The following is a 24,346-nucleotide window of genomic DNA, read 5'->3' on the forward strand; positions in this document are numbered from 1 at the left end:
AGTGTTGTCTACCCGATGATATAGGGGATATTGCCGAACAACGTACGTACGTAGTCGAGCAACAGGTTAAGCATCCATGGGCCGGCAACGATGATGGCAATAAAGACGGCGACGATTTTGGGAATGAAGGACAGCGTCATTTCGTTAATCTGGGTTGCTGCTTGCAGAATACTGATGATAAGCCCCGTGACGAGAGCCACCAGCAGCAAAGGTGCGGCGAGGGCAAGGGCAACTTTCATTGCCTCTGTGCCCATCATCATGACCGATTCAGGAGTCATTTCGCGCCTCTAACTGTAAAAGCTTTGTGCAAGCGAGCCGACAAGCAACTGCCAGCCATCAACCAGCACAAACAACATCAGCTTAAATGGCAGCGCAATGGTGGCAGGTGGCACCATCATCATCCCGAGCGCCATCAGTACGCTGGCGATAACCAGATCGATGATCAGGAAGGGAATGAAAATAGTAAAACCTATCTGAAATGCTGTTTTCAGTTCACTGGTGACGTAAGCGGGAAGCAAAATACGCATGGAAACCGCTTCCGGTCCCTGTAACGGTCCGCTGTTTGCCAGGCGCGCAAATAACGCCAGGTCAGCTTCACGGGTCTGGCGTAGCATAAATTCACGCAACGGCTGAGCACCTTTCTCCATTGCTTCCTGCATGGAGATCTTCTCTTCGCTGAACGGTTGATACGCGTCAACGTAGATTTTGTCGATCACCGGAGACATGATGAAAAAAGTCAGAAACAGCGCCAGTCCGAGCAGAACCTGGTTGGGTGGGGCGGATGGTGTTCCCAGCGCGTTACGCAACAGACCGAATACGATGATGATGCGGGTGAAGCTGGTCATCATCAGTAAAATAGCGGGCAGGAACGTCAGGGAGGTGATAAACACCAGCGTTTGTACAGGCAAAGACCAGCTCTGACCTCCGCCGGGCAACGGTTGGCTGACAAGGCCAGGAAGCTGGGCGAAGGCGGCAGGGCTGATCAACCACAAGCCTACCAGCGTGAGGGAAAACAAACGGCGCATCAGGATCTCCCGGGACGCTTGAGCAAACTCTTCATCATGGCCTGGAAATCCGCAGGGGAGGCCGGTTTTTCTTCTGCAATAATGGGCGCAGGGGGGAGGGTGTGCAGTACGTTTATCTGTGATGCAGTGACGCCCAGCACCAGGCGCGCATCCTCGACCTCAACAATGACCACGCGCTCGCGCGGACCTAATGAAGTGCTGGCCGAGACTTTTAGCCCTCGCGTACCGGTCCCTTTCGGTGCAAATCCCAGACGTTTAATGACCCAGGCTGCCGCCAGGATCAACACGATGATCCCGAGCAGCGCGCCACTTACCTGTACCAACGGAGATCCGGATACAGCGGCTGGCTGAGAAACAGTGGCCTGGGTATTCATCATTAACGACTCAGACGGCGCATACGTTCAGACGGCGTAATAATATCGGTGATACGTACACCGTATTTATCCGCGACAACGACGACTTCGCCCTGGGCAATTAGATAACCGTTGATCAGAATATCCAGCGGTTCCCCCGCCAGGCCGTCCAGTGCAACGACGGAACCCTGCGTCAGACGCAGCAGCTCTTTAATGGTCATGCGAGTGCGCCCCAGTTCGACGGTCAGTTTGACCGGAATATCCATGATCAGATCGATATCCTGCAGAGCACCGCTGACGTCGCCACTGCCTAGCTGCTGAAATACTGCATCGGCCGCACTTTTAGTTGTGGTTGTTTTTTGCTCGTTTAACGCGTCAGCCCACAGATCGTCCAATGCGCCAGTGTTCTCATCGGACGGATTATTCATATCACTCATTTGGGCTGTTCCTCATTCAGCGAATTCAAAATCGGGTTTATCAAATGTTCCACGCGTAACGCATACTGACCGTTTACGGTGCCATATTGGCTGGTCAGCACAGGCACGCCGTCCACATGAGCAATAATGCGGTCGGGTTTTTCAATCGGCAGTACATCGCCGGGTTTCAGCTTTAAAATCTGGGATAGCCGCAGCGGAATGTCGGCAAAGTTTGCCACCAGCTCCAGCTCAGAATGCTGAACCTGACGCACCAGATTATTGCGCCAGTTCTGATCTTCATTACGCGAGTTTTCCAGCGGCGGGTTAACCAGTAGTTCGCGTAAAGGTTCAATCATGCTGAATGGCAGACAGATGTTAAATTCACCGGTCAGGTTGCCAATCTCAACATGGAAGGGCGTATTCACGACGATGTCATTGGGTGATGTGGTGATATTGGTAAACTTCACCTGCATCTCGGAACGAACGTACTCCACTTCCAACGGGTTGATCGCTTTCCATGCGTCGCTGTAGCTTTCCAGCGCCAGCTTCAGCATGCGATTGATCACGCGCTGTTCAGTATGGGTAAACTCGCGCCCTTCCACTTTTGTCGGGAAACGGCCATCACCGCCGAACAGGTTATCGACGGCGATAAACACCAGACTTGGCGAGAACACCACCAGACCCGTACCGCGTAGTGGTTTCAGGTGGATTAAGTTCAGGTTGGTCGGAACCGGTAAGTTACGCGCAAACTCGTGATATGGCTGGATACGGATCGCACCCACGGTAATATCCGGGCTACGGCGTAGCAGGTTAAATAACCCCATCCGGAACTGGCGCGCAAAACGTTCGTTAATAATCTCCAGCGCTTGCAAACGCTCACGTACTACGCGGCGTTGCGTATTGGGATCATACGGACGAATATTGCTTTCGTTTGCAATACCGGAAATGGGTTCGTCTTTAGTTTCGCTATCGCCGTTAAGCAATGCGTCAATTTCAGCCTGAGAAAGAATACTGTCGCCCATGTCTTTACCGCAGAATAAAAGCTGTATAAAGAACGTCGGTGACAACCTGTTTTGGTTGCCCGACAACGAGCGGAGTCGCGAGTGTCTCTTTGATGGCGGCAATCAGTTGTTGCTTGCCTTCCTCAGTAGAGAGCGTGGCGGCATTTTGACGAGAAAACAGCAGCAGTAAACGGCTGCGTACTTCTGGTAGATATTCGTTAAGACGCGCGCGCGTAGCTTCGTCTTTCATGCGTAGCGTAACGCCGATATACAATACGCGATCCGCATCGCCCAGATTGACGGTAAACGTATCCAGTGCAAAAAAGACCGGGGCCGGCGGTGGGGCTGGTTCCGCTTTGACGCTGGCGGACGGCTGCTGCTGCTGCATGCGCCAGTAGCTATATCCCGCAGTTGCGCAGGCGGCGAGGGTAATTAACACCAGCAGAGGGATCCAAATAGCGCGTTTACTCTTTTTGTTAATCGCGGAGTCAGTCATCAGATACGGGCTTCCTGTTTCGGTACAGCTTATGGGCTGATTATCCCGTGTCCTGTCCACGACAAAGCGTGGAAAAGACGCGGATAATCATGCTACCTCTGGCGTTAGGCGAAGATGTCTACTGCGCCATCACCGCGCGCAATGGCTTGCAACGAGGCCGGTGCTGCCATCATTGCGTCATCTTCGGAGGCAAAAAGATCTTGCCCGTGGGCGCGACCAGTCTGTTGCTGCTGGGCAGATGACTGCTGTTGACCGGCAAAACTTTCGCTGCTGATGCTACTTTGCCCCAACTGGATCCCGCTTTCAGCCAACTGAGTGCGCAGCATCGGTAATGCCGCTTCCAGTGCCGCTCGAACATGGCTATGCGGCGACATCATTTGCAACTGCGCCATGTTGTCATCGAGCTTGAGAGAAATTTGTACCTGACCCAAATCCTGCGGATGCAGACGCAGTTCGGCGCTTTGCTGGCCCTGACGAGTGAACAACGTAACGTGCTGGCTCAGCGATTGCTGCCATTCGTGGCTACCCAATGGCGCGCTCAATACCGGTGCGGCTGTGGGCAGTGGCTGCGCGTGTGTTTGGCTGCCAACCGGCGGTGCTATTGCTACACTCGCAGTCGTTGGCGAGGGGGCGCTCTCGATCTCAGTTCTGGCAGCAGCGGCAGCCGCCAACGGTGTTAATGTCGGATTACTGGCCTGATCAACGCCACTGGTGTGTACTGCGGTATCCGTTTTACCTTTTTTCATGTCACCCGCTGCGAGCGCCGCGGTATTATCCCCATTAGCACCGTTCGCATTGCCGCGTAACAGGGTGGTCAGGGCGGTATCGGCCGGTGCAGTCGGTGTGTCAGCGGCTGGCGTAACGGCTGGTTGACCTGGCAGCATGGCGAACAGCGCACTCAGCTTGGCGAGATCTTCATCGCTCAGCGTTGTCGTTTTTTCGTCCTGTTGGGCGGCCTTGCTCAACGTTGACAGGGCATTGACTTTCAGCGACGGGGTAAGTGCTGACAGCAGTTGCTGTGCGTCAGTCAAATCGCCCAGCGTGGCATCTGTCTGCACCTCTTTTTGTGCCAGGAGGTCGGCTAGCTTTGCTGTTTGCGTGGTGTCGCCATTTTTTTGCAGCAATCCCTTTTGCAGTTTGCTTCCTGCCGCCTGTAAATCCGCAAGGGACAGTGGCGCATCTTTACCCTGCGCGTCGCCCGCGCCTAGTGCGCCAGCCAGCAGAGCTAAAAAATCCTCGGGTGAATCTACCGCTTTTCCTGACTGAAGACCTGCGGCTACGTCGGTGTCGGTGGTGATCAGTTGGGGCAAAGTAATCATTCGGGTTTCCTCATAGCTGCACGCTGAGCAAATTCATCCATTTTCTTCTGATCCAGTCGGTTTTCAGCCAGTAAGGCCGCCGTGGTCTGTCTGTCCTGCAGAGTCTGCCATGCCTGAAGCCGTTGCTTTTTATCTCGCCAGCTGTTGAGCGCCTGGTCAACTTTCTGCGTCCACTGATTAAGCTGTTGGCGATGCTGTTCAATCGCTTTTTCCAGCGTTTGAATAAATTGCTGGTAGTTAATCCAGCGGTTACTGGTAATACCCTGACCCATATCGCTATTAAGATTGGTACGGTACTCATGCTGATAATCGATCAGCATCTTCAACTGTTCTTCCGCCTGCTGACATCCACGACGCATTTCTCCCAAAAGAATCGCGGCGTCATCTACCTCTTTTTCAGCCAGGTCTTTCAGCGTTGCCAGCGCACCATGTTGTGCCATGACCTATGTTCTCCTGCTTTATCACACCCCAGGGAAAATCAGATCCAAAGCCTGCAGGGAGTCTTCCCAGTCGGCTCGTTCAAAGATGCCTTGCTGTAAAAATGCTTCCAGTTGCGGCCACAAGGCGATGGCTTTATCCAGCATCGGATCGCTGCCTTTGGCATACGCGCCCACGCTGACTAAATCGCGGTTACGCTGGAAACTGGACAGTAGCTGTTTAAAGTTACGCACCCGCGCATAGTGTTTTTCACTGATGAGCGCGGTCATTGCGCGGCTGATTGACGCCTCGATATCTATTGCCGGATAGTGGCCAGCTTCAGCCAGATGACGAGACAGGACAATGTGTCCGTCAAGGATCGCACGGGCGGAGTCGGCTATCGGATCCTGCTGGTCATCGCCCTCGGTCAGTACGGTATAAAATGCGGTAACTGAACCGCCGCCGTGAATACCGTTCCCGGCACGTTCCACCAGCGCAGGCAATTTCGCAAACACCGATGGCGGATAGCCTTTGGTCGCGGGCGGTTCGCCGATAGCCAGAGCAATCTCACGCTGCGCCATCGCGTAGCGGGTGAGGGAATCCATAATCAGCAGCACGTGCTGACCGCGATCGCGAAAATCTTCGGCAATGCGTGTGGCATAAGCGGCACCCTGCATACGCAACAGCGGGGACACATCCGCCGGAGCAGCAATCACCACGGAGCGTGCGCGACCGTCAGCCCCGAGAATATTTTCGATAAAGTCTTTAACTTCGCGACCACGTTCGCCTATCAGGCCAACGACGATAACATCGGCCTGGGTGTAACGTGCCATCATGCCGAGCAGGACACTTTTACCGACGCCGGAACCGGCGAAAAGCCCCATACGCTGACCTCGTCCAACGGTTAACAGCGCATTGATGGGGCGCACTCCGGTATCCAGCACGTGTTCAATTGCGGTACGTTGCAGCGGGTTAAATGGTGGCGTGATTAACGCACCGGTTTCCGTAGTATCGGGAGCGGGCAGGCCATCGAGCGGTTTACCGCTGCCGTCGAGAACACGCCCCAACAGGGCCGGGCCAAGCGGCAATTGTTTTCCGCTTTGCAGTCCTTCACCTGCAATGTTTTTCGCGTAAACGCGTGCACCGGGCAGAACGCCTTCAACTTCTTCGAGCGGCATCAGAAACAGCCGTTGGCCGTTAAAGCCCACTACCTCGCTTTCAACTTCCTGAGTTTCAGTACCTTCCTGACGCTCAATGACGCAGGTTGCGCCCAGCGGCAGTTGTAAGCCTGTAGCCTCCAGTACCAGCCCCGTTGCACGGGTCAGGCGTCCGTAGCGACGCACAGACGGTAGCAGCGACATTTTCTCTTCGAAGTTATCCAGCGTATTGAGCCAGCGAGTCAGGCGCGTTGTCATTACACGACTCCTGGTGCTGCCAGGCGGCAAAGTTCTTGCCAGCGTGTAGCAACGCTGGCGTCAAGATCGCCTTCGTCGGCCGACACTTTGCACCCGCCATGGTGCAAAGTAGGGTCGCCGCGTAGCCGCCAACCGTGCAGGCTAAGGGTCGCGCCCAGCATCTCTTCTACACGCTGGAGATCGTCCGGGTGTACGCGTAACTGCGGTTTACCGCTGAACAGCGGCTCTTGTTGTAACAACTGCTGGATTTGTTTAATCAGCGCGGCGTTATCGACAATCGGTGTCTGACCAATAACCTGACGTGCTGCCTCCAGCGCCATCTGCATCAGGCGTGAGGCGATCACGCTGTCCAGCGCATCCAGCGTATTTTGAAACTCGCTCACCAGTTGCTGCATGCGGGCATGAATCGGCGCATGCTGAGCGCGGGCCTGGTTCTGACCTTGTTCCAGACCCTGTGCTAAACCATCCTGATAACCCTGCTCATGTCCTTTCTGTCGACCTTCAGCCAGACCGGCGTTATACCCCTGCTCATGGGCCTGGAGCTGCATCTGCGCCAGCTGTTGTTCAAGCTGCTGCTCAGCAGATAGCTGTGGCTCTTCTGCCTCTTCGGACAGCGGATCATCGCTGTGTTCGGCCAGTACAAACTCCGCCATTGGCGGTGCGAGATCGTCCGGTGTCCAGACTTTCCATGGCAGTTCGTTAGACATAGGTATCCTCGCCACTGCCGATCACCATTTCGCCGGTTTCTGCCAGGCGACGCACAATAAGCAGAATAGCTTTCTGTTCGTTTTCCACCTGAGACAAACGTACCGGACCGCGGTTGGCGAGGTCGTCGCGCAGGATATCGGCGGCACGCTGCGACATATTGCGCAGGAACTTCTCGCGCAGCGGCTGTTCGGCACCTTTCAGAGCGATCAACAGCGATTCGGAATCCACTTCCTGCAGCAGACGCTGGATGCTGCGATCGTCGACATCCACCAGGTTTTCGAACAGGAACATCTCGTCGATAATTTTCTGCGCCAGCTCGCCGTCGAATTCGCGTACGGCGGTAATAACTGCTTCTTCCTGCTGTGTTTTCATCAGGTTGATAATTTCTGCTGCTGTTCTCACGCCGCCCATTTTGCTGCGTTTGAGGTTCTGACCGTCGAGCAGGCCGTTCAGTACTTCGGTCAGCTCAGCCAGTGCGGCAGGTTGCACGCCGCCGAAGGTGGCAATACGCAGCATCACATCGTGGCGTAAACGTTCGTCAAACAGTGCCAGAATATCGGCAGCCTGACCACGTTTGAGGTGTACCAGAATAGTGGCAATGATCTGCGGGTGTTCGTCGCGGATAAGGTCGGCGGCGCTTTGTGGCTCCATAAAGTTGAGCGTTTCAATGCCGCTGGTGGTATCGCGAGTTTCCAGAATATCTTCCAGCAGGCTGGAGGCACGTTCTTCGCCCAGCGCTTTCACCAGGACAGAACGCAGGTATTCGTTAGCGTTGATGTTCAGCGCCGCGAACTGTTCTGCTTCTTGCTCAAACTCGGCCAGTACATCCGTCAATTGCTTATTGGAGATCTGCCGGACATTGGCCATCGCCGTACTGAGTGCCTGAACTTCGCGCGTGGAAAGGTGCTTAAACACCTCAGCCGCGCGATCTTCGCCAATGGTCATCAGTAAAATGACGCTTTTATCGGTGCCGCTAAGATTACTCATGTTCGTTATTTATCCACTGGCGGATGACCAGCGCCACGACGCGCGGATCGTTATCTGACATTTCGCGAATACGCTGGCTCATGACTTCTGCACCCAGACGCTGATTCGTACGACGTTGCTGGGTCTGCTCATCTTTGCTGAGACGAACTTCTACCGCTTCTTCGGTTTCCTGACGGACTCGCGTCTGCTCGTTCGCGGCTTTCGCCTCTTCGCTGCGACGCAGGAGTTGCGGACGTACTGCTTTACGCCACAGGATCCAGGCAACCAGCAGAACCAGTAACCAACGTCCGGCAACTATCAGCTGTTCAATAAAGGACTGCTGCTGCCAGAACGGTAATTCTCCGCCTGTTTCGTCTGTCGCCGTGAAGGGTGAATTCACCACGTTGAGGGTATCGCCGCGTTTATCGGAGAAGCCCATAGCTTCGCGGGTCAGGTCCTCAATTTGTTTCATCTGATCAGCGGTTAACGGCAGGGGCTTGCCATCCGGCAACGTTTTATAGTTGACCACGACCGCTACGGAGAGGCGTTGCACATCGCCCACATTCATCTTGGTGTGACGAATGGTACGGTCGACTTCGTAGTTGCTGGTCTCATTGCGCTGGGTATTACGCGGGCTAGTGTTGGCGTTATTGGCCGTCTGCGTCGTTTGTGCATTCTGTGCATTTTGCTGATTAGCCGGTGGCGTAGCGATTGGTGCGGTATTAGCCGGGGCTGGCTGATTAGACAACGCTCCTGGAACTCCGCCAGGATACCCACTACCTATCTGCTCGCTGACGTTCAACTGACGTGAACGCAGTACCGCCTGCGACTCATCGCCGTTCGGACTGTACTGCTCTTCGGTTTGCTCTTTGCTGGCAAAATCCAGCTGTGCGGTAACCTGCGCGTGGACGTTACCGTTACCGACGATAGGGGACAGGATCGATTCAATGCGACGCTGAACACGACTTTCAACATCGCTGGCATATTTCAACTGCGCATCGTTCAGATCGCGGCTGCTGGTATTCGACTGGGTTAACAGATGACCCGCCTGATCGACCAGCGTGACGTTGCCAGGCGGCAAACCCGCGACGGCACTGGAAACCAGGTGTGTTACCGCGCTAATTTGACCTTCATCAAGCGCCCGTCCCGGTTCAAGATTCACGGTGACAGAGGCAGAAGGTGATTTTTGCTCACGTACGAACAGCGAAGGTTTTGGCATCGCCAGGTGAACACGGGCGCGTTTGACCGGTCCCAAAGTTTCAATGGTACGGGCCAGCTCGCCTTCCAGCGCACGCTGGTAGTTCACTTGCTCGCTAAACTGGCTGATGCCAAATTTTTCCTGATCCAGCAGCTCAAAGCCCACCGCGCCACCTTTCGGCAGGCCTTGCTGCGCCAGGCGCAAACGCAGTTCATGGACTTTATCAGCAGGGACTTCAATAGCGCCGCTTCCCTCGGTGAAACGATAGGGAACGTTCATCTGCGTCAGTTGGGTGACGATTGCGCCGCCGTCCTGATCGGAAAGGTTGCTGAACAGTGTGCGGTAATCAGGCGCTTTGGCCCACAGGACCATCGCCACAATAATAGCGACGGCGGCAGCACCCGCCACAATCAGAGGAATTCTGGGATTCGCGCGCAGGCGATTTAACCACTCGAGAGGTTTAAGTTGGGTTGCAGTCGATGCTGTCGCACTCATCTCGCACCTCGTGGATTATCGTGGACGGCGTTTTTTGCAAAGTGGAACAAGACTCACTCCCGGGTCAGCAAACTCGAAAAATTGACGGTCTCATTATTTGCGGTTTCTCATTTTTCTATGCGCCAAAAACCGAGGTTTTTTATCGTTATTTAGCGCCTTTATCTTATTGACGAGCTGGTAATCTCTGCTAAGTAAAAAAACATCCAGGGGATCAGTATGTCGGCAATACAGGGGATTGAAGGGGTCATCAGCCAGCTACAGGCCACGGCGACGTCAGCGAAAATGCAGGATATGCAGCCACAACCAACCGTGAGCTTTGCCGGTCAGCTGCATGCGGCGTTAGACCGAATCAGCGATGTGCAAACTGCCTCTCGCGTGCAGGCAGAAAAATTTACTCTGGGCGAACCCGGTATTGCGTTGAATGATGTGATGACCGATATGCAAAAAGCGTCGGTCTCAATGCAAATGGGCATTCAGGTGCGAAACAAACTGGTATCGGCGTACCAGGAAGTGATGAGCATGCAGGTGTAGTGAGCTGAAAAATCTCCCGCTGCACGACGCAACGGGAGTGTCTATCTACTTCTGAATCAGATAGCGAATCGTTGGGCCATCCTGCTGAATATCCAGAACTGTATATCCGTGATTACGGGCATCCAGTGGGATATTGTTGATCGACTGCGGGCAATCGCTCACCACTTCCAGAATTTCACCTTTCTTCAACTGTGGCATCGCTTCCAGCGTTGCAACGGCCGGGTATGGGCACGGTTCACCAACCATGTCGAGGCGGTAATCAGGGACGATATTTTTCATGCGGATTCCTTAGCCGGCGTCAGCCCGGCACGGCGGAAGAAGCGTTTTTCCCAGCCAATGATCAGCATCAGCGCGGCAAACAACAGCAGATAAGTCACCAGCAGGCCACCGAGTGGACCAAAGGTATTAAGCAGATTCACTTTATCCCAACTGGTGGCAAGTGCAGGAGCAAAGTCATCCCAGTAGTACGCCAGAATGGTAGAGCCGATAACGTTACCCAGACCGACCCACCAGTAGTGCACCTGACCCTCAACTGCTCGGTACATCCAGCCAGTTTCACAGCCGCCAGCCAGCACGATCCCAAAGCCAAACAGTAAGCCACCGATCACTGCGTTGGGACCTGCCCACATGATCTTCGGCTCGACGCCCAGTTGTACATAGCTGAAAATACCGATGGCGCTGACCGCCATCCCGAAGATGATCGCTTTTGCCATATGGGTGCGCCCGGAAATCCACAGATCGCGGAAGGCCGAGGTGAAACAGATTTGCGCCCGTTCAATCAGCAGGCCAAAACCAACACCGAACAGCATGGCAAGCCCGAGTTTGGGTTTATCCATTGCCGTCAGCAGCGCCCAACCGATCATGCCGATAAACACCAGCATACCAAGGCGAAAGCGGCGACGAGCCTGCTCTGGTTTTTGCGTTAACGGTGATGCCGCGGACACTTTCTGCATTTTGACCGGAATACGAAACATTGGTAACAGGGTAAAGCGCGCGCCGAACCATGAACCAATCGCCGTAGCCAGTGCGAAGAACCAGGCATGCAATGAGAACTGCGGAATACCGGTGAAAAACGCAGCAAGGTTACAACCCATGGCCAGACGTGCGCCGAAACCGGCAATCATCCCACCGATAATCGCCTGCATAATACGTACCCGGCTACGAGGCATGCGTAATTTAACGTTGTTGGCCCACAGCGCGGCGGCAAAGCAGCCACCGAACATACCGAGGATCATCATCCCGTCGATGCGGGTCAGCGGAGAGCCTTCGAGGTGGATCAGTTTGTAGTATCCCCACTCTTCGGCGTGAATGCCAAACAGTTGCAGGATTTGACCACCCCAGCGGGTGAATTCACCGGTAACGGCCCAGAAGGTACCCGTAATGCCGAAATAGTAAGTGGAGAGAATACCCGCCGCGATGACCGCAGGGGCAGGGGCCCAAAATTTAATTAACCAGGCCTGTTTGAAGTGTTGCCATGACATGCGTTTTGCCTCTGAACTCAGAAGGTATTTAACAAGAGTTGTGGATACTACACCGTTCAGAATTTTTGACTATTAGTAATAAGAAGTATTATTGCCTGGATCAATATTTATCCGCACACCCGAAAGGCTGGCGACATCAGGGGTTTAATGCCACAATCCCACTTTCTTCGCATGCAGGATGAATGATGAAAAAATTAGCAATCATTGGTGCGTTGCTGGCCCTTGCCGGATGCGCCGAGGTAGAAAATTATAACGACGTGGTGAAAACGCCAGCCCCCGCCGGTCTGGAAGGGTACTGGCAGTCAAAAGGTCCGCAGCGTGCGCTGGTGAGTCCGGAAGCCATCGCCAGTCTGGTGGTCACTAAAGAGGGGGATACGCTGGATTGTCGCCAGTGGCAGCGGGTGATTGCCGTTCCGGGGAAATTGACAATGATCTCCGGCGATCTCACCAACGTGACGGCGAAGCGCGAGCTGTATGAAATTGACCGCGAAGGCAATACGCTGGAATACGACGGCATGACGCTGCAACGAGTTGATCGCCCAACGCAGGAGTGTGCTGAGGTGTTAAAGAAAACGCCACTGGCTACACCGCTGCCATAAGCTTTGTGCCCCGGTAGCCCGCGCCACCGGGGTTGTGCATTACAACACCTCTTCAATCACCCATACGCTAACGCTGCCGCCATTGCAGAAAAACGTCGCCTCGCCATTTTCGTCTGTCACCACACTTTCTTCTCGATTGCCCAGATAGTCACGCCAGGTTTTATTGGCGTAATTCACGCCGAGCGCGATGGTCTTTTCACCATCATCACCGTTGGACAGCACTACCACGCAGCCCGGATCATCGTCTGTGCCGCTCCGGCTAAAAGCAATACAGTTGGGGTGATCAAAATACAACGTTTGTATGCCATGGGCGAAGCGCTGGCGGGCCAGGATTAGCTCATCAAGCTGTTCAATGATTGGCATGTCGATAGGATAGGTTTCGCCATCGCCTCCGGTGTCTTCGTAGTGCGCGCCGTATAAATCGGGATAGAAAACCGACGGTACACCATTTTCTCGCAGCAGGATCAGCGCGTAGGCCAACGGTTTAAACCAGGGTTCGACGGGGGCTTCCAGCGCCTGTAACGGCTGGGTATCGTGATTGGCGACTAACGTCACCGCATGGAATGGGTCGGCCTCAACCAGCGTGTCGGTGAATATCTGGCTCATATCATAATCGCGGCCCTGACGGGACGCTTCATGAAACTTCATTTGCAAAGGGGCATCGAAAAGCATGGTTTTCCCCTCCACCTGGTTGATATAGGTTTGTAGTTTGTCTACTTCGTGAGACCAGTATTCAGCGACAATAAACAGCGGCTTTGGCGCAACCTCTTGCACGTGTTCGATCCACTCCTTATAAAACCAGGCTGGAATGTGCTTCACCGCATCGAGGCGAAAGCCGTCACAATGTGTTTGATCCATCACCCAACGTGCCCAGTATTTGAGCTCTTCGGTCACGGCATGGTTACGGAAATCGATATTCTCGCCCATCAGATAGTCAAAATTGCCTAATTCATCATCAACCTGATCGTTCCAGCCTTCACCGGTGTAATCATTAACGATTTTGAAAATGCCATCCTCGGTCGGGTTTTCGATGTGATCGATGCCGCTGAAGCATTTAAAGTCCCAGATGAATTGAGAATACTGACCCGCGCGGGCAGGGAAGGTGTAGCGTGTCCAGCCTTCACATTCGACGATCTCGTCGTCAATTTGCGTGCGGTCCTCGGCGTTAACGCGCTGGACACGGATTGCTTCTTTCTCATCCGCGCCCATTTTGTGGTTTACCACCACGTCCAGCAGGACGGCAATATCGTTGTGTTTCAGCGCATCTATTGCCGCCAGCAGTTGGTTTTTATCGCCGTATTTAGTGGCGATGGTGCCTTTTTGATCGAACTCGCCCAGATCAAACAGATCGTAAGAGTCGTAACCGACAGAATACCCGCCTGAAGCGCCTTTATAGGCGGGCGGAAGCCATACCATATTGATGCCGATATCATTGAGTCCGCCAGCGCGTGCGGCAAGTTCGGACCACAGGTGACCACCATCAGGGTAATACCAGTGGAAGTACTGCAATAACGTGGGATTTTTCATCTTCCGTGCTCCAGAAGTCGATTGGCCGACCTCTGGAGTATGGAAGATTATTCAGGCGAGACGGGAAATTATTATGGGGTGGTTGGAGCGTCGGGAACCAACAGCATGCCAGAAAGACGACCATAGGCGTTATTCAGCGTCTTCTGACGGGTTGACTGACCGATCAGACCGCTGAGTTCATCCAGCCGCTGTTGCAGCAATGCTTTGAGTAACTGTTCGTTATCCAGCGTCTGTTTAATATACCCGGCAACCAGATCCTGAACGCTTCGCGTAATGCCTGGTGGAGTTTTTTCTTCCATGACCACTTCAATACTTTGCAGATAGCTAACTTCCTGTTCCAGTAAAAGGTCCCATTCACCGCGCTGCGCCAGTTCCAGCAGCGAGTGACTGAGTAGCGCGATGCGCTGCCAACGGTTGATAAACTCCACGGCTGAGGTCATTAACGGGACTCCTGGGACGACGCTTTTGGTGAGATCTGCTTCCAGGCTTCCGCGATGTTGCCGAGTAACCCTTCGACTTCTTCAATGGCCTGGCAATCATTGCGCAAATTAGCTTGCAGCAAACGGCGGATCATGTAGTCGTACAGCGCAGACAGATTAGTTGCCACTTCGCCGCCATTGTCCTGATCCAGACCAGCTTTCAGACCATTATCAATAATATTAATGGCTTTACTGAGTGCCTCGCCTTTGGCGACAATATCGCCCTGCTGCATAAACAGGCGAGCGCGCACCAGGGCGCTGTTTGCGCCGTCAAACAACATTTCAATCAGCTGATGCGGACTGGCGCTCATTACGGCGCTTTCCACGCTGACCTGTGCATAGGCTTTGGTACCGCTCGCGGTATACATACTTACCTCGTGTTATCAGGAGTTACTCATTGCAGTAAATTGTTGGCCCAGGTAGGTACTGGTATTGTTCAGTTTGCTCATCATTGAGTCCAGTTGCGTAAACTGTGCTTTATAGCGTGCGACGGTATCGTCAATGCTATTACTCACTGCCAGATACTGTTTGGTCAGTTTTTTCAGCGTGGCGTTGATATTGTCCTGGGCGCTGTCGATGATGCCGTCATCAGCCAGATAGCTTTTCACTTCGGTAGCGATTTTGGTGGTAATTCCGGTTTCTTTGCCATCGCCAACCAGCAACTGACGAGTGGCAGCCGTGTTATCCTCCAGCGCTTTTTTCAGCTTGGCGTCGTCAATTTTCAACTTGCCTGAGGTACCGTCGGTGGTAATACCGATTTCACCCAACGTTTTGAACGCACCGTCATTGGCACCGTTAGAAAACTGCGCGCGGATCCCTGTCTGGATAGTACGTACGGCGCTGTCGCCAAGCAGTGCGCCATTATTCGTATCTTGGGTTTCGGCACCTGGATCCACCTCAGTGTATTTGGTCAGCGTAGAGAAGGTATCCAGCAGTGAGTTATAGGCATCAACCCAGCCTTTAATCGCTTCAGTGGCTTTATCGTTGCTCTTGGTGACAGTAATGCGCGCATCGGTCACTTCTTTGGTCAGATTCAGCGTCACACCTTGTGGGGCATCGGTAATGGTGTTACTGGGGCGTTCAATATCGATGCCGTTGACTGTTAACTGCGCATTTTTGGCACCCACCAACTGTTTCATACTGCCGCTGCCAGCAGTGCTGTCAAAGGCCAGTAAATCATTCAGTTTACTGTCGCCAGATACTGAAATAGTCATCTGATTATCTGTACCGCTGTCTGCCGTCAATACCAACTGATAATCATTTTCTTTTACTTTTACAATACTGGCAGAAATACCGCTGTCTGCGTCGTTGATGGCATCACGGATCCCTTCCAGTGATGTCTGGTCTTTGGTGAGTTTAATTTCCAAAGGCTTTTCACGACCTTTTTGTTCAATTTTGATCGTGCGGCTATCAGAAGATGTATCGCCAAGGACATCCTTCGTAGAACTGATACCTGATTTGGTGCTCAATGATTGCGCTTGCGCCAGCTGTTTGACGCTCACGGTATAGGTTCCGGGCGCTGCACCAGCAGATGTTGATACCTTAAGGTCTTCAGTACTACTGGTTACAGTGGTGCTTTTAAACAGGTCGGCACTGTTTAGCGTAGTATTCGCTGTCTGGAATTTTTCCAGCGCGCTTTTTAGCGTGCCGTAGGCCGTCAAACGTGCAGTATTGGCACTCTGCTGCTGAGTAATTGGAGTTAAACGTTTTTTTTCAGCAGTAGTCAGGTTTGTCAGCAATGTATCCAGCGGTAAGTTTGAGCCGACGCCCAGTGATGTAAATGAAGGCATGCCTAATTCCTTGTGATTGCAAACAGTAGTTAAGCGGTTTATCGGCAATCTGCGCGCAAAGTTTAATAATAGTTTTGCGAAAATAATGCGCAGAATAGTGGCAATTAAAGAGGGTATTTCAGAGGCTAAGAAAAAAGAGGGCGGAAAGTGAAAATTATCTAAAGTTCGAAATTAACGTGCCGATACATGGGTTACGGTGAGAAACCGTGGGCAACAGCCCAATAACATCAAGTTGTAATTGATAAGGAAAAGATCATGGCACAAGTCATCAATACTAACAGCCTGTCGCTGTTGACCCAGAATAACCTGAACAAATCTCAGTCTTCCCTGAGTTCCGCAATCGAGCGTCTGTCCTCCGGTCTGCGTATCAACAGTGCGAAGGACGATGCAGCAGGTCAGGCGATTGCTAACCGCTTCACCTCTAACATTAAAGGTCTGACTCAGGCTTCCCGTAACGCTAATGATGGTATCTCCATCGCGCAGACCACTGAGGGCGCGTTGAATGAAATCAACAACAACCTGCAGCGTGTACGTGAACTGTCTGTTCAGGCCTCCAACGGTTCTAACTCAGATTCCGATCTGGACTCTATCCAGGCAGAAATTACTCAGCGTCTTGCTGAGATTGACCGTGTATCTGGTCAAACCCAGTTTAACGGTGTGAAAGTTCTGGCTCAAGATAACACCCTGAAAATTCAGGTTGGTGCAAATGATAACGAAAGCATTTCCATTAATCTTAAAGAGATCACCAGCGGAACCTTAGGTCTTAATGGTTTTCGTGTTACGGGCGACAAAGCCGCAACGTCCGATCAGTTGATAAAAGATTTCGGTGCCAGTGGTTCAAAAGACTATAAGTTGGGAACAACTGGATATAATGTTAATGTTGCAACCGGGGAAGTCACAACGGCAGCTGATGACAAGGCGGTATTTATTGGCGCTTCTTCAGGAACATTAATTGCTGCTGATAAGAATACTGCTATAGATAAAGTAGCTAGCGCTAAAGACGTTGCAGTTGCAGCAAAAGATGTAAAACAAGGAAATAGCTTTACCTGGATGGGGACGACCTGGAAAGCAGCAGGTGATACTGATTCAAACGGAAATGGTAGCTTCAAAGCATCAATTGATGGCAAAGAGATTACGTTAACTGTCGATGGGTCTACAGATGCTACCGGTAAAGATGCAACGTTGACTGTCGCTGGTGGGGCTCTTTATGAAGAAGGTGCTGCTGGCTCTAAAAAACTGACTACGCACGGAACTAACGTTGCAGCAAAAGAATCTGATCTGGTTCAACAGAAGGCTAGCCTTACTGGCGGAGATTTAAAAGTCGGAGCTGTTGATTACAAAGTAGACTCGGCTGGCAATGTATCCAATGCAGGCGGAACTCAACAGATTTTTGTTCAGAATGCAGGTACTGCTAACGCTAAACTTGTTGAGCAGGATAAAGCCAGTGAAGCTACGCGTAACCAGTTAGATGTATTAGATAAAGCAATTGCTCAGGTTGATACCTTACGTGGTGATCTCGGTGCGGTTCAGAACCGTTTCGATTCCACTATCACCAACCTGGGTAACACCGTTAACAACCTGACTTCTGCTCGTAGCCGTATCGAAGATGCTGACTATGCGACCGAAGTGTCCAACATGTCTAAAGCACAGATCCTGCAGCAGGCAGGTACTTCTGTACTGGCTCAGGCCAACCAGGTTCCGCAGAACGTTCTGTCTCTGCTGCGTTAATTTACACTTATCGCGCAAACCCCGCTACGGCGGGGTTTTTTACATTCAGCTTTACCCGTAACCCCCAAATAACCCCTCATTTCACCCACTATTCACCCGATTAAAACCCCTGCAGAAACGGATAATCATGCCGATAACTCATTTAACGCAGGGCTGTTTATCGTGAATTCACTGTATACCGCTGAAGGTGTAATGGATAAACACTCGCTGTGGCAGCGTTATGTACCGTTGGTGCGTCACGAAGCATTGCGCCTTCAGGTGCGCTTGCCGGCGAGCGTAGAACTGGATGACCTGCTACAAGCGGGCGGCATCGGGTTATTGAATGCAGTTGACCGATATGACGCTTTGCAAGGAACGGCATTTACCACTTACGCAGTGCAGCGTATTCGTGGAGCTATGCTGGACGAACTACGCAGCCGGGATTGGGTGCCGCGTAGTGTCCGGCGCAATGCTCGCGAAGTGGCACAGGCGATGGGGCAACTGGAGCAGGAATTAGGGCGCAACGCGACGGAAACCGAAGTGGCGGAGCGTCTGGCTATTCCTGTGCAAGAGTATCGTCAGATGTTGCTTGATACCAATAACAGCCAACTCTTCTCATACGATGAGTGGCGGGAAGAGCATGGCGATAGTATTGAGCTGGTGACCGAAGAGCACCAGCAGGAAAACCCGTTACAACAGCTTCTTGAGGGGAACTTGCGCCAGCGCGTGATGGACGCGATTGACGCGTTGCCGGAGCGCGAGAAACTGGTGTTGACGCTGTACTACCAGGAAGAGCTGAATCTGAAAGAGATTGGTGCTGTTCTGGAAGTGGGCGAATCACGGGTCAGTCAGTTGCACAGCCAGGCTATCAAACGTCTACGCACCAAACTGGGTAAGCTATAGGGGTAATTTTACCCCTGAACAATGCCGCATAACGTATTGACTACCAGGAGTTATCATGACGGTGCAGCAATCAAAAAGACGGCCTCTAAGCCGCTACCTCAAAGATTTCAAACACAGCCAGACGCATTGCGCCCATTGCTTTAAGTTACTCGACAGGATCACGTTGGTCCGCCGGGGACAGATTGTGAATAAAATCGCTATCGCCCGCCTGGATACGCTGATGGATGACGCCGCCTGGGAGCAGGAAAAAAAAGAGTGGGTGGCGTTATGCCGTTTTTGCGGTGATTTGCATTGCAAAGAACAAAGCGACTTTTTTGACATCATCGGCTTTAAACAATTTTTGTTTGAGCAAACCGAGATGAGCCACGGTACGGTACGCGAATATGTCGTTCGCCTGCGTCGCCTCGGCAATCATCTGACCGAGCAGAATATCTCCCATGACCTGCTGCAGGAAGGATTCCTCGACGAAAACCTCGCCCCGTGGTTACCGCAAACCAGTACTAACAATTACCGCATTGCGCTGCGTAAATATGAGCAGTTTAAAGCCCATACGCATATGGGACATATGCAGAAATCCTCCTGGACAGCCAGTTCTGATATATATTAAAAACGAATAAGGTGTAACAGAGTCGTGTTTGTGGATCACGGCAAACGCTTTACACTATGCTCATAAATAGCAGTCACTAATGACAATATTCGGGGTAACTATGAAATTAGCACTTCTGGGACGTCAGGCTCTGATGGGTGTAATGGCTGTTGCACTTGTCGCCGGAATGAGTGTAAAGACTTATGCGGATGAAGGTCTGTTAAATAAAGTGAAAGAGCGCGGCACGCTGCTGGTGGGTCTTGAAGGGACCTATCCCCCGTTTAGTTTTCAGGGTGATGACGGCAAGTTGACCGGTTTTGAGGTGGAATTTGCCCAGGAACTGGCAAAGCACCTTGGGGTTCAGGCCTCGCTGAAGCCGACCAAATGGGATGGCATGCTGGCATCACTTGATTCAAAGCGCATTGATGTCGTCATCAACCAGGTGACCATCTCTGACGAACGTAAGAAAAAATATGATTTCTCTACCCCGTATACTGTTTCCGGTATCCAGGCGCTGGTGAAAAAAGGAAATGAAGGCGTTATTAAGACCGCTGCTGATCTGAAAGGTAAAAAAGTTGGCGTCGGTCTGGGAACCAACTATGAAGAGTGGCTGCGCCAGAACGTACAGGGCGTAGATATCCGCACCTATGATGACGATCCGACTAAATACCAGGATTTGCGCGTAGGCCGTATTGACGCCATTCTGGTTGACCGTCTGGCTGCGTTGGATCTGGTTAAGAAAACCAAAGACACGCTGGCTGTAACCGGTGAAGCCTTCTCCCGTCAGGAGTCTGGCGTGGCGCTGCGTAAAGGCAACGAAGATCTGCTGAAAGCAGTGGATGCAGCAATTGCGGATATGCAGAAAGACGGTACGCTGAAAGCCCTCTCTGAGAAATGGTTTGGGGCGGATGTGACGAAATAATCGTCACCCGAATAAAAAAGGCGCCTTTAACAGCGCCTTTTTTTATTTCACAGCGCCTTAATGTGCATAATAAAAAGAACATCACAACAACGTCTGCTCAATGGATTTTGGGTTGCAGCCAATGTACGTGCGGCCCGAAAGACAACGAGTCAATACCGGAGGCTCTATGCCACTGCATAACTTAACGCGCTTTCCGCGTCTGGAATTTATTGGCGCACCAACGCCGCTCGAATATCTCCCGCGTTTTTCCGATTATCTCGGACGCGATATTTTCATTAAACGTGATGACGTCACGCCGATGGCAATGGGCGGCAATAAGCTGCGCAAGCTGGAGTTTCTGGCGGCGGACGCGCTGCGTGAAGGCGCAGATACGCTGATAACCGCGGGCGCCATTCAGTCTAACCACGTTCGCCAGACGGCGGCGGTGGCGGCGAAGCTGGGTCTACATTGCGTGGCGCTGCTGGAAAACCCGATTGGCACAACTGCTGAAAACTATCTCAGTAACGGTAACCGCCTGCTGTTAGATCTGTTCAATACCCAGATTGAAATGTGTGATGCGCTGACTGACCCGAACGCGCAGCTCCAGGAACTGGCGACACGCATTGAGGCTCAAGGGTTTCGTCCGTATGTGATCCCGGTCGGCGGTTCAAATGCGCTTGGTGCATTGGGCTATGTTGAAAGCGCGCTGGAAATTGCTCAACAGTGTGAGGGCGCGGTTGAGCTCTCTTCTGTCGTGGTAGCATCAGGCAGCGCGGGAACGCATGCCGGTCTGGCCGTTGGCCTGGAACAACTGATGCCAGGCGTTGAGCTGATTGGGGTGACCGTATCGCGCAGTGTAGCCGATCAAAAGCCTAAAGTTGTTGCACTTCAACAGGCTATTGCCAGTGAACTGGAACTGACGGCTGCGGCAGATATTCTGTTGTGGGATGAGTATTTTGCGCCGGGCTACGGTATGCCAAATGAAGAAGGCATGGAAGCGGTAAAACTGTTAGCGCGTCTGGAAGGTATCTTGTTAGATCCGGTCTATACCGGTAAAGCGATGGCAGGATTAATCGACGGCATCAGCCAGAAACGCTTTAAAGATGAAGGGCCAATTCTCTTTATTCATACCGGTGGGGCGCCTGCGCTGTTTGCCTACCATCCTCATGTGTAACGGCAAGGTAGAAAAACGCTAATGCAAGAAAGTATCCAACTGGTGATTGATTCGCTGCCATATCTGCTGAAAGGTGCGGTATTTACGCTTCAGCTGAGTATTGGCGGGATGTTTTTCGGGCTGGTGCTGGGGTTTATCCTCGCACTGATGCGCCTGTCGCCGCTGTTACCTGTCCGCTGGCTGGCGCGCTTTTACATTTCTATTTTTCGCGGAACCCCGCTGATAGCCCAGCTGTTCATGATCTATTACGGCCTGCCGCAGTTTGGCATTGAACTGGATCCTGTCCCGGCGGCGATGATTGGTCTGTCGCTGAATACGGCGGCTTACGCGGCGGAAACGCTGCGCGCGGCAATCTCCTCCATCGACAAAGGCCAGTGGGAGGCCGGGGCGAGTATTGGTATGACGCCGTGGCAGACAATGCGCAGGGCGATCCTGCCACAGGCTGCGCGCGTAGCCTTGCCGCCGCTGAGTAACAGCTTTATCAGCCTGGTGAAAGACACTTCACTGGCCGCGACGATTCAGGTACCGGAACTGTTCCGTCAGGCACAACTGATTACTTCGCGTACGCTGGAGGTGTTCACCATGTATCTGGCGGCCTCGCTGATTTACTGGGTGATGGCGACGGTGCTTTCCGCACTGCAGAACTATTTTGAAGAGCAGCTAAACCGCCAGGAGAGAGAGCCGAAATGAGTGCTATCGAAGTCAGAAACCTGGTGAAAAAATTTCACGGGCAAACGGTGCTACACGGTATCGATCTGGATGTTAAACCCGGTGAAGTCGTGGCAATTATCGGGCCGAGCGGCTCGGGGAAAACCACCCTGTTGCGTAGCATTAATTTGCTCGAGCAACCGGAGGCGGGCACGATCAAAGTTGGTGACATTACTATTGATACCGCACGCTCCCTGAATCAGCAAAAGGGATTAATCCGTCAGTTGCGTCAGCACGTGGGCTTCGTATTCCAGAACTTTAATTTGTTTCCGCATCGTACGGTGCTGGAGAACATTATTGAAGGGCCGGTTATTGTCAAAGGTGAGGCGAAGGATGAAGCGACAGCCCGTGCGCGTGAACTGCTGGCGAAGGTAGGGCTTGCGGGTAAAGAAACCAGTTATCCACGGCGTTTATCCGGCGGACAGCAGCAGCGCGTGGCTATTGCTCGGGCGCTGGCGATGCGTCCGGAAGTGATCCTCTTTGATGAGCCAACGTCCGCGCTTGATCCGGAACTGGTTGGCGAGGTACTGAGCACCATTCGTCAGTTGGCGCTGGAAAAACGCACCATGGTTATTGTGACGCATGAAATGAGCTTTGCACGTGATGTTGCCGACCGGGCGATATTTATGGATCAAGGACGGATAGTGGAGCAGGGACCCGCAAAGGCTTTATTTACCGATCCTCAGCAACCTCGTACTCGCCAGTTTCTTGAAAAATTTCTGATGCAATAAATAGTGCCACAGCACTCACCAAAGCCGTTTTGGTTAGTGCCCTGCATAACTATTTATAATTATTGATTTAATATGGGCTCACCACTCTGCTGCAATAGCCTGTTGTTGAGCCATACTCAAGTAATTCCACACTTGTCCGATAATTTGCATATATAAAATACATTTATGTGTTAGCGTGTTCATACATTTGTGATGATTATCAATCTCAGGAGCATTACCACTTAGTATGCAGGATCATGATTTCTTCACCTGGCGACGGAGTATGCTGTTACGCTTTCAGGAAATGGCGACGGCAGAGGATGTCTATAATGAATTACAACATCAGACGCAACATCTGGAGTTCGATTTTTACGCGCTCTGTGTCCGTCATCCCGTACCATTTACCCGGCCTAAAACGGCACTTCATACGACGTATCCCAAAGCATGGGTGGCGCATTATCAATCCGAAAATTATTTCGCTATTGATCCGGTGCTGAAGCCTGAAAATTTCAGTCAGGGCCATCTGCCCTGGAATGACACGTTGTTCCGCGATGCCCAACCACTGTGGGATGCGGCGCGTAATCACGGATTACGTAAGGGGATTACCCAGTGCTTAATGTTGCCGAATCGGGCTTTGGGCTTCCTGTCTGTGTCGCGTGCGAGCGTGCGTAATAGCAGCTTTGAGCAGGATGAGGTGGAACTAAGGATGCAACTGCTAATACGGGAAAGTCTGTCAGTTCTAACTCGACTGGAAGATGACATGGTCATGACGCCGGAGATGCGTTTTAGCAAGCGGGAAAAAGAAATATTGAAATGGACCGCAGAGGGAAAAACATCTTCAGAGATAGCGATGATTCTGTCGATTTCTGAAAATACTGTTAACTTCCATCAGAAGAATATGCAGAAGAAGTTCAATGCCCCGAACAAAACACAGATTGCCTGCTATGCCGCAGCAACCGGGCTTATCTGAGTAAATTGTCGTTCTGAGTATCAGGCGCAAAAACCGGCTGAGAGCAATGCTGTCAGCCGGTTTCTTATTACTGACGGTAGGCCTGTTTAATTTGCTTAACAGTGCTGGAGAATACCTCAGCCTGTGTTTCGTCCTCAATCAGCGCGATCTGTTTTTCCATTTTAAGAATCACGCGTCCTGCATCGGCTTGTCCCATTGCCTGCAGCATCAGCGTTAACATGGCTTTCAGGCAGGTGACTTCATTAGCCAGTTCTTGATTATTCTCGGCAGTGGAAAAATCAGGCGTACTCATTTATTTTCCTCGTTATGTTTCAATGAAAAAGTGCGATGGCAAATCTTAAGGCGCCGGAGTATACCATAAGCTTTGCTAAAAATATCAGAGGTTGTTTTTTGCGCAAACGTCCGCTGGCGATATTAAAATAAACAATATGTTGCAGTGCATATATTTTCTCCATTCTTTGTATATTGCGA

At 52.1% G+C, this 24,346-nt stretch carries 29 protein-coding genes and 2 pseudogenes; 10 read left to right on the forward strand and 21 right to left on the reverse strand.

The genetic code is table 11. From position 1 onward, the window contains the following. Window positions 1-8: 8 nt before the first annotated feature. The 12 genes from fliQ to fliF all read right to left on the reverse strand — a co-directional run bounded on the left by fliQ (window position 9) and on the right by fliF (window position 9,809). Window positions 9-278, reverse strand: a complete 270-nt coding sequence (gene fliQ, locus OH663_RS03745; RefSeq protein WP_045444349.1) for a flagellar biosynthesis protein FliQ — start codon at window positions 276-278, stop codon at window positions 9-11. A gap of 9 nt (window positions 279-287) precedes the next feature. Continuing rightward, window positions 288-1,025, reverse strand: coding sequence for a flagellar type III secretion system pore protein FliP (gene fliP, locus OH663_RS03750; RefSeq protein ID WP_045444346.1), 738 nt, complete (start codon window positions 1,023-1,025; stop codon window positions 288-290). Beyond that, the gene (gene fliO / locus OH663_RS03755) at window positions 1,025-1,402 is read right to left on the reverse strand and encodes a flagellar biosynthetic protein FliO (RefSeq protein ID WP_136345466.1); all 378 of its coding nucleotides are present in this window, start codon (window positions 1,400-1,402) and stop codon (window positions 1,025-1,027) included. The genes fliP and fliO overlap by 1 nt, the downstream gene beginning before the upstream one ends. After that, the gene (gene fliN, locus OH663_RS03760) at window positions 1,402-1,815 is read right to left on the reverse strand and encodes a flagellar motor switch protein FliN (RefSeq protein ID WP_200012798.1); all 414 of its coding nucleotides are present in this window, start codon (window positions 1,813-1,815) and stop codon (window positions 1,402-1,404) included. Before fliN ends, fliO begins: the two co-directional genes overlap by 1 nt. After that, the gene (gene fliM / locus OH663_RS03765) at window positions 1,812-2,816 is read right to left on the reverse strand and encodes a flagellar motor switch protein FliM (protein ID WP_045444342.1); all 1,005 of its coding nucleotides are present in this window, start codon (window positions 2,814-2,816) and stop codon (window positions 1,812-1,814) included. The genes fliN and fliM overlap by 4 nt, the downstream gene beginning before the upstream one ends. A 4-nt stretch (window positions 2,817-2,820) precedes the next feature. Continuing rightward, on the reverse strand, window positions 2,821-3,291 hold the full coding sequence (fliL, locus tag OH663_RS03770) for a flagellar basal body-associated protein FliL (protein ID WP_200012799.1): 471 nt from the start codon (window positions 3,289-3,291) through the stop codon (window positions 2,821-2,823). A 104-nt stretch (window positions 3,292-3,395) separates the two neighbouring features. Beyond that, entirely contained in the window at window positions 3,396-4,610 is a 1,215-nt protein-coding gene (gene fliK / locus OH663_RS03775) for a flagellar hook length control protein FliK (protein ID WP_200012800.1), read from the reverse strand. Next, window positions 4,607-5,050: a flagellar export protein FliJ gene (gene fliJ, locus OH663_RS03780; protein WP_045444334.1), complete on the reverse strand. Its 444-nt coding sequence runs from the start codon at window positions 5,048-5,050 to the stop codon at window positions 4,607-4,609. Before fliJ ends, fliK begins: the two co-directional genes overlap by 4 nt. Before the next feature lie 21 nt (window positions 5,051-5,071). Continuing rightward, complete coding sequence (gene fliI / locus OH663_RS03785) at window positions 5,072-6,442, reverse strand: flagellar protein export ATPase FliI (RefSeq protein ID WP_045444331.1); 1,371 nt, start codon at window positions 6,440-6,442, stop codon at window positions 5,072-5,074. Beyond that, entirely contained in the window at window positions 6,442-7,149 is a 708-nt protein-coding gene (gene fliH, locus OH663_RS03790; protein WP_045444329.1) for a flagellar assembly protein FliH, read from the reverse strand. The genes fliI and fliH overlap by 1 nt, the downstream gene beginning before the upstream one ends. Continuing rightward, window positions 7,142-8,137, reverse strand: a complete 996-nt coding sequence (gene fliG / locus OH663_RS03795) for a flagellar motor switch protein FliG (RefSeq protein ID WP_045444327.1) — start codon at window positions 8,135-8,137, stop codon at window positions 7,142-7,144. Before fliG ends, fliH begins: the two co-directional genes overlap by 8 nt. Continuing rightward, window positions 8,130-9,809 carry a flagellar basal-body MS-ring/collar protein FliF gene (gene fliF / locus OH663_RS03800; protein ID WP_200012802.1) on the reverse strand — a complete coding sequence of 560 codons (1,680 nt, stop codon included), beginning with the start codon at window positions 9,807-9,809 and terminating at the stop codon, window positions 8,130-8,132. The genes fliG and fliF overlap by 8 nt, the downstream gene beginning before the upstream one ends. A gap of 216 nt (window positions 9,810-10,025) precedes the next feature. Between fliF and fliE the strand changes: the two genes are divergently transcribed. After that, entirely contained in the window at window positions 10,026-10,340 is a 315-nt protein-coding gene (gene fliE, locus OH663_RS03805; RefSeq protein WP_045444321.1) for a flagellar hook-basal body complex protein FliE, read from the forward strand. 45 nt (window positions 10,341-10,385) lie between these two features. On the opposite strand, the gene yedF is transcribed toward fliE, so the two are convergent. Both yedF and yedE read right to left on the reverse strand, forming a co-directional pair. Then, window positions 10,386-10,619, reverse strand: coding sequence for a sulfurtransferase-like selenium metabolism protein YedF (yedF, locus tag OH663_RS03810; protein WP_000790504.1), 234 nt, complete (start codon window positions 10,617-10,619; stop codon window positions 10,386-10,388). Next, complete coding sequence (gene yedE / locus OH663_RS03815; protein ID WP_048221225.1) at window positions 10,616-11,821, reverse strand: selenium metabolism membrane protein YedE/FdhT; 1,206 nt, start codon at window positions 11,819-11,821, stop codon at window positions 10,616-10,618. The genes yedF and yedE overlap by 4 nt, the downstream gene beginning before the upstream one ends. Window positions 11,822-12,006: 185 nt before the next feature. On the opposite strand from yedE, the gene yedD reads away from it, so the two are divergent. Next, window positions 12,007-12,420, forward strand: coding sequence for a lipoprotein YedD (gene yedD / locus OH663_RS03820; protein ID WP_045444315.1), 414 nt, complete (start codon window positions 12,007-12,009; stop codon window positions 12,418-12,420). Between the two features lie 39 nt (window positions 12,421-12,459). Here the strand turns inward: yedD and amyA are convergent, their stop codons facing one another. From amyA to fliD, 4 genes are all read right to left on the reverse strand, one after another. Further along, the gene (gene amyA, locus OH663_RS03825) at window positions 12,460-13,947 is read right to left on the reverse strand and encodes an alpha-amylase (protein ID WP_048221227.1); all 1,488 of its coding nucleotides are present in this window, start codon (window positions 13,945-13,947) and stop codon (window positions 12,460-12,462) included. Window positions 13,948-14,018: 71 nt separating this feature from the next. Continuing rightward, window positions 14,019-14,387, reverse strand: coding sequence for a flagella biosynthesis regulatory protein FliT (fliT, locus tag OH663_RS03830; protein WP_045444309.1), 369 nt, complete (start codon window positions 14,385-14,387; stop codon window positions 14,019-14,021). Next, window positions 14,387-14,794, reverse strand: coding sequence for a flagellar export chaperone FliS (fliS, locus tag OH663_RS03835; protein WP_200012803.1), 408 nt, complete (start codon window positions 14,792-14,794; stop codon window positions 14,387-14,389). Before fliS ends, fliT begins: the two co-directional genes overlap by 1 nt. Before the next feature lie 15 nt (window positions 14,795-14,809). Continuing rightward, window positions 14,810-16,216, reverse strand: coding sequence for a flagellar filament capping protein FliD (fliD, locus tag OH663_RS03840; protein WP_200012804.1), 1,407 nt, complete (start codon window positions 16,214-16,216; stop codon window positions 14,810-14,812). A gap of 255 nt (window positions 16,217-16,471) precedes the next feature. Between fliD and OH663_RS03845 the strand changes: the two genes are divergently transcribed. The 8 genes from OH663_RS03845 to sdiA all read left to right on the forward strand — a co-directional run bounded on the left by OH663_RS03845 (window position 16,472) and on the right by sdiA (window position 23,875). Then, window positions 16,472-17,944 (forward strand): flagellin N-terminal helical domain-containing protein, encoded by a 1,473-nt coding sequence (locus OH663_RS03845; RefSeq protein ID WP_200012806.1) that lies wholly within the window; start codon window positions 16,472-16,474, stop codon window positions 17,942-17,944. Between the two features lie 162 nt (window positions 17,945-18,106). Further along, on the forward strand, window positions 18,107-18,826 hold the full coding sequence (locus OH663_RS03850; protein ID WP_045444297.1) for an RNA polymerase sigma factor FliA: 720 nt from the start codon (window positions 18,107-18,109) through the stop codon (window positions 18,824-18,826). A 55-nt stretch (window positions 18,827-18,881) separates the two neighbouring features. Further along, window positions 18,882-19,433 (forward strand): flagella biosynthesis regulatory protein FliZ, encoded by a 552-nt coding sequence (gene fliZ, locus OH663_RS03855; protein ID WP_045444294.1) that lies wholly within the window; start codon window positions 18,882-18,884, stop codon window positions 19,431-19,433. 100 nt (window positions 19,434-19,533) lie between these two features. After that, window positions 19,534-20,334 (forward strand): cystine ABC transporter substrate-binding protein, encoded by an 801-nt coding sequence (tcyJ, locus tag OH663_RS03860; protein WP_045444291.1) that lies wholly within the window; start codon window positions 19,534-19,536, stop codon window positions 20,332-20,334. 166 nt (window positions 20,335-20,500) lie between these two features. Next, window positions 20,501-21,487 carry a D-cysteine desulfhydrase gene (dcyD, locus tag OH663_RS03865; protein WP_048221233.1) on the forward strand — a complete coding sequence of 329 codons (987 nt, stop codon included), beginning with the start codon at window positions 20,501-20,503 and terminating at the stop codon, window positions 21,485-21,487. Between the two features lie 21 nt (window positions 21,488-21,508). Next, on the forward strand, window positions 21,509-22,177 hold the full coding sequence (gene tcyL / locus OH663_RS03870) for a cystine ABC transporter permease (RefSeq protein WP_045444284.1): 669 nt from the start codon (window positions 21,509-21,511) through the stop codon (window positions 22,175-22,177). Next, window positions 22,174-22,926 (forward strand): L-cystine ABC transporter ATP-binding protein TcyN, encoded by a 753-nt coding sequence (gene tcyN, locus OH663_RS03875; RefSeq protein WP_045444281.1) that lies wholly within the window; start codon window positions 22,174-22,176, stop codon window positions 22,924-22,926. The genes tcyL and tcyN overlap by 4 nt, the downstream gene beginning before the upstream one ends. Before the next feature lie 226 nt (window positions 22,927-23,152). Continuing rightward, window positions 23,153-23,875, forward strand: coding sequence for a quorum-sensing transcriptional regulator SdiA (gene sdiA / locus OH663_RS03880; RefSeq protein WP_045444278.1), 723 nt, complete (start codon window positions 23,153-23,155; stop codon window positions 23,873-23,875). Window positions 23,876-23,942: 67 nt separating this feature from the next. Here the strand turns inward: sdiA and OH663_RS03885 are convergent, their stop codons facing one another. The 3 genes and pseudogenes from OH663_RS03885 to OH663_RS26050 form a co-directional block, all read right to left on the reverse strand. After that, window positions 23,943-24,167: a DUF2594 family protein gene (locus OH663_RS03885; protein WP_045444275.1), complete on the reverse strand. Its 225-nt coding sequence runs from the start codon at window positions 24,165-24,167 to the stop codon at window positions 23,943-23,945. After that, window positions 24,164-24,274 (reverse strand): annotated as a pseudogene (locus OH663_RS03890) (hypothetical protein); the annotation flags it as partial. The pseudogene OH663_RS03890 and the gene OH663_RS03885, both read right to left, overlap by 4 nt. Next, a pseudogene (locus tag OH663_RS26050) lies at window positions 24,250-24,330 on the reverse strand (hypothetical protein); the annotation flags it as partial. The pseudogenes OH663_RS26050 and OH663_RS03890, both read right to left, overlap by 25 nt. Window positions 24,331-24,346 lie beyond the last annotated feature (16 nt).

The organism is Citrobacter sp. Marseille-Q5395, assembly GCF_947057495.1.
Classification (GTDB): domain Bacteria; phylum Pseudomonadota; class Gammaproteobacteria; order Enterobacterales; family Enterobacteriaceae; genus Citrobacter; species Citrobacter murliniae.

Bases quoted from the DNA above. Each gene is read 5' to 3' on its own strand.
- fliQ (WP_045444349.1), bottom strand. From the start codon at position 278: ATGACTCCTGAATCGGTCATGATGATGGGCACAGAGGCAATGAAAGTT.
- fliP (WP_045444346.1), bottom strand. From the start codon at position 1,025: ATGCGCCGTTTGTTTTCCCTCACGCTGGTAGGCTTGTGGTTGATCAGC.
- fliO (WP_136345466.1), bottom strand. From the start codon at position 1,402: ATGATGAATACCCAGGCCACTGTTTCTCAGCCAGCCGCTGTATCCGGA.
- fliN (WP_200012798.1), bottom strand. From the start codon at position 1,815: ATGAGTGATATGAATAATCCGTCCGATGAGAACACTGGCGCATTGGAC.
- fliM (WP_045444342.1), bottom strand. From the start codon at position 2,816: ATGGGCGACAGTATTCTTTCTCAGGCTGAAATTGACGCATTGCTTAAC.
- fliL (WP_200012799.1), bottom strand. From the start codon at position 3,291: ATGACTGACTCCGCGATTAACAAAAAGAGTAAACGCGCTATTTGGATC.
- fliK (WP_200012800.1), bottom strand. From the start codon at position 4,610: ATGATTACTTTGCCCCAACTGATCACCACCGACACCGACGTAGCCGCA.
- fliJ (WP_045444334.1), bottom strand. From the start codon at position 5,050: ATGGCACAACATGGTGCGCTGGCAACGCTGAAAGACCTGGCTGAAAAA.
- fliI (WP_045444331.1), bottom strand. From the start codon at position 6,442: ATGACAACGCGCCTGACTCGCTGGCTCAATACGCTGGATAACTTCGAA.
- fliH (WP_045444329.1), bottom strand. From the start codon at position 7,149: ATGTCTAACGAACTGCCATGGAAAGTCTGGACACCGGACGATCTCGCA.
- fliG (WP_045444327.1), bottom strand. From the start codon at position 8,137: ATGAGTAATCTTAGCGGCACCGATAAAAGCGTCATTTTACTGATGACC.
- fliF (WP_200012802.1), bottom strand. From the start codon at position 9,809: ATGAGTGCGACAGCATCGACTGCAACCCAACTTAAACCTCTCGAGTGG.
- fliE (WP_045444321.1), top strand. From the start codon at position 10,026: ATGTCGGCAATACAGGGGATTGAAGGGGTCATCAGCCAGCTACAGGCC.
- yedF (WP_000790504.1), bottom strand. From the start codon at position 10,619: ATGAAAAATATCGTCCCTGATTACCGCCTCGACATGGTTGGTGAACCG.
- yedE (WP_048221225.1), bottom strand. From the start codon at position 11,821: ATGTCATGGCAACACTTCAAACAGGCCTGGTTAATTAAATTTTGGGCC.
- yedD (WP_045444315.1), top strand. From the start codon at position 12,007: ATGAAAAAATTAGCAATCATTGGTGCGTTGCTGGCCCTTGCCGGATGC.
- amyA (WP_048221227.1), bottom strand. From the start codon at position 13,947: ATGAAAAATCCCACGTTATTGCAGTACTTCCACTGGTATTACCCTGAT.
- fliT (WP_045444309.1), bottom strand. From the start codon at position 14,387: ATGACCTCAGCCGTGGAGTTTATCAACCGTTGGCAGCGCATCGCGCTA.
- fliS (WP_200012803.1), bottom strand. From the start codon at position 14,794: ATGTATACCGCGAGCGGTACCAAAGCCTATGCACAGGTCAGCGTGGAA.
- fliD (WP_200012804.1), bottom strand. From the start codon at position 16,216: ATGCCTTCATTTACATCACTGGGCGTCGGCTCAAACTTACCGCTGGAT.
- OH663_RS03845 (WP_200012806.1), top strand. From the start codon at position 16,472: ATGGCACAAGTCATCAATACTAACAGCCTGTCGCTGTTGACCCAGAAT.
- fliZ (WP_045444294.1), top strand. From the start codon at position 18,882: ATGACGGTGCAGCAATCAAAAAGACGGCCTCTAAGCCGCTACCTCAAA.
- tcyJ (WP_045444291.1), top strand. From the start codon at position 19,534: ATGAAATTAGCACTTCTGGGACGTCAGGCTCTGATGGGTGTAATGGCT.
- dcyD (WP_048221233.1), top strand. From the start codon at position 20,501: ATGCCACTGCATAACTTAACGCGCTTTCCGCGTCTGGAATTTATTGGC.
- tcyL (WP_045444284.1), top strand. From the start codon at position 21,509: ATGCAAGAAAGTATCCAACTGGTGATTGATTCGCTGCCATATCTGCTG.
- tcyN (WP_045444281.1), top strand. From the start codon at position 22,174: ATGAGTGCTATCGAAGTCAGAAACCTGGTGAAAAAATTTCACGGGCAA.
- sdiA (WP_045444278.1), top strand. From the start codon at position 23,153: ATGCAGGATCATGATTTCTTCACCTGGCGACGGAGTATGCTGTTACGC.
- OH663_RS03885 (WP_045444275.1), bottom strand. From the start codon at position 24,167: ATGAGTACGCCTGATTTTTCCACTGCCGAGAATAATCAAGAACTGGCT.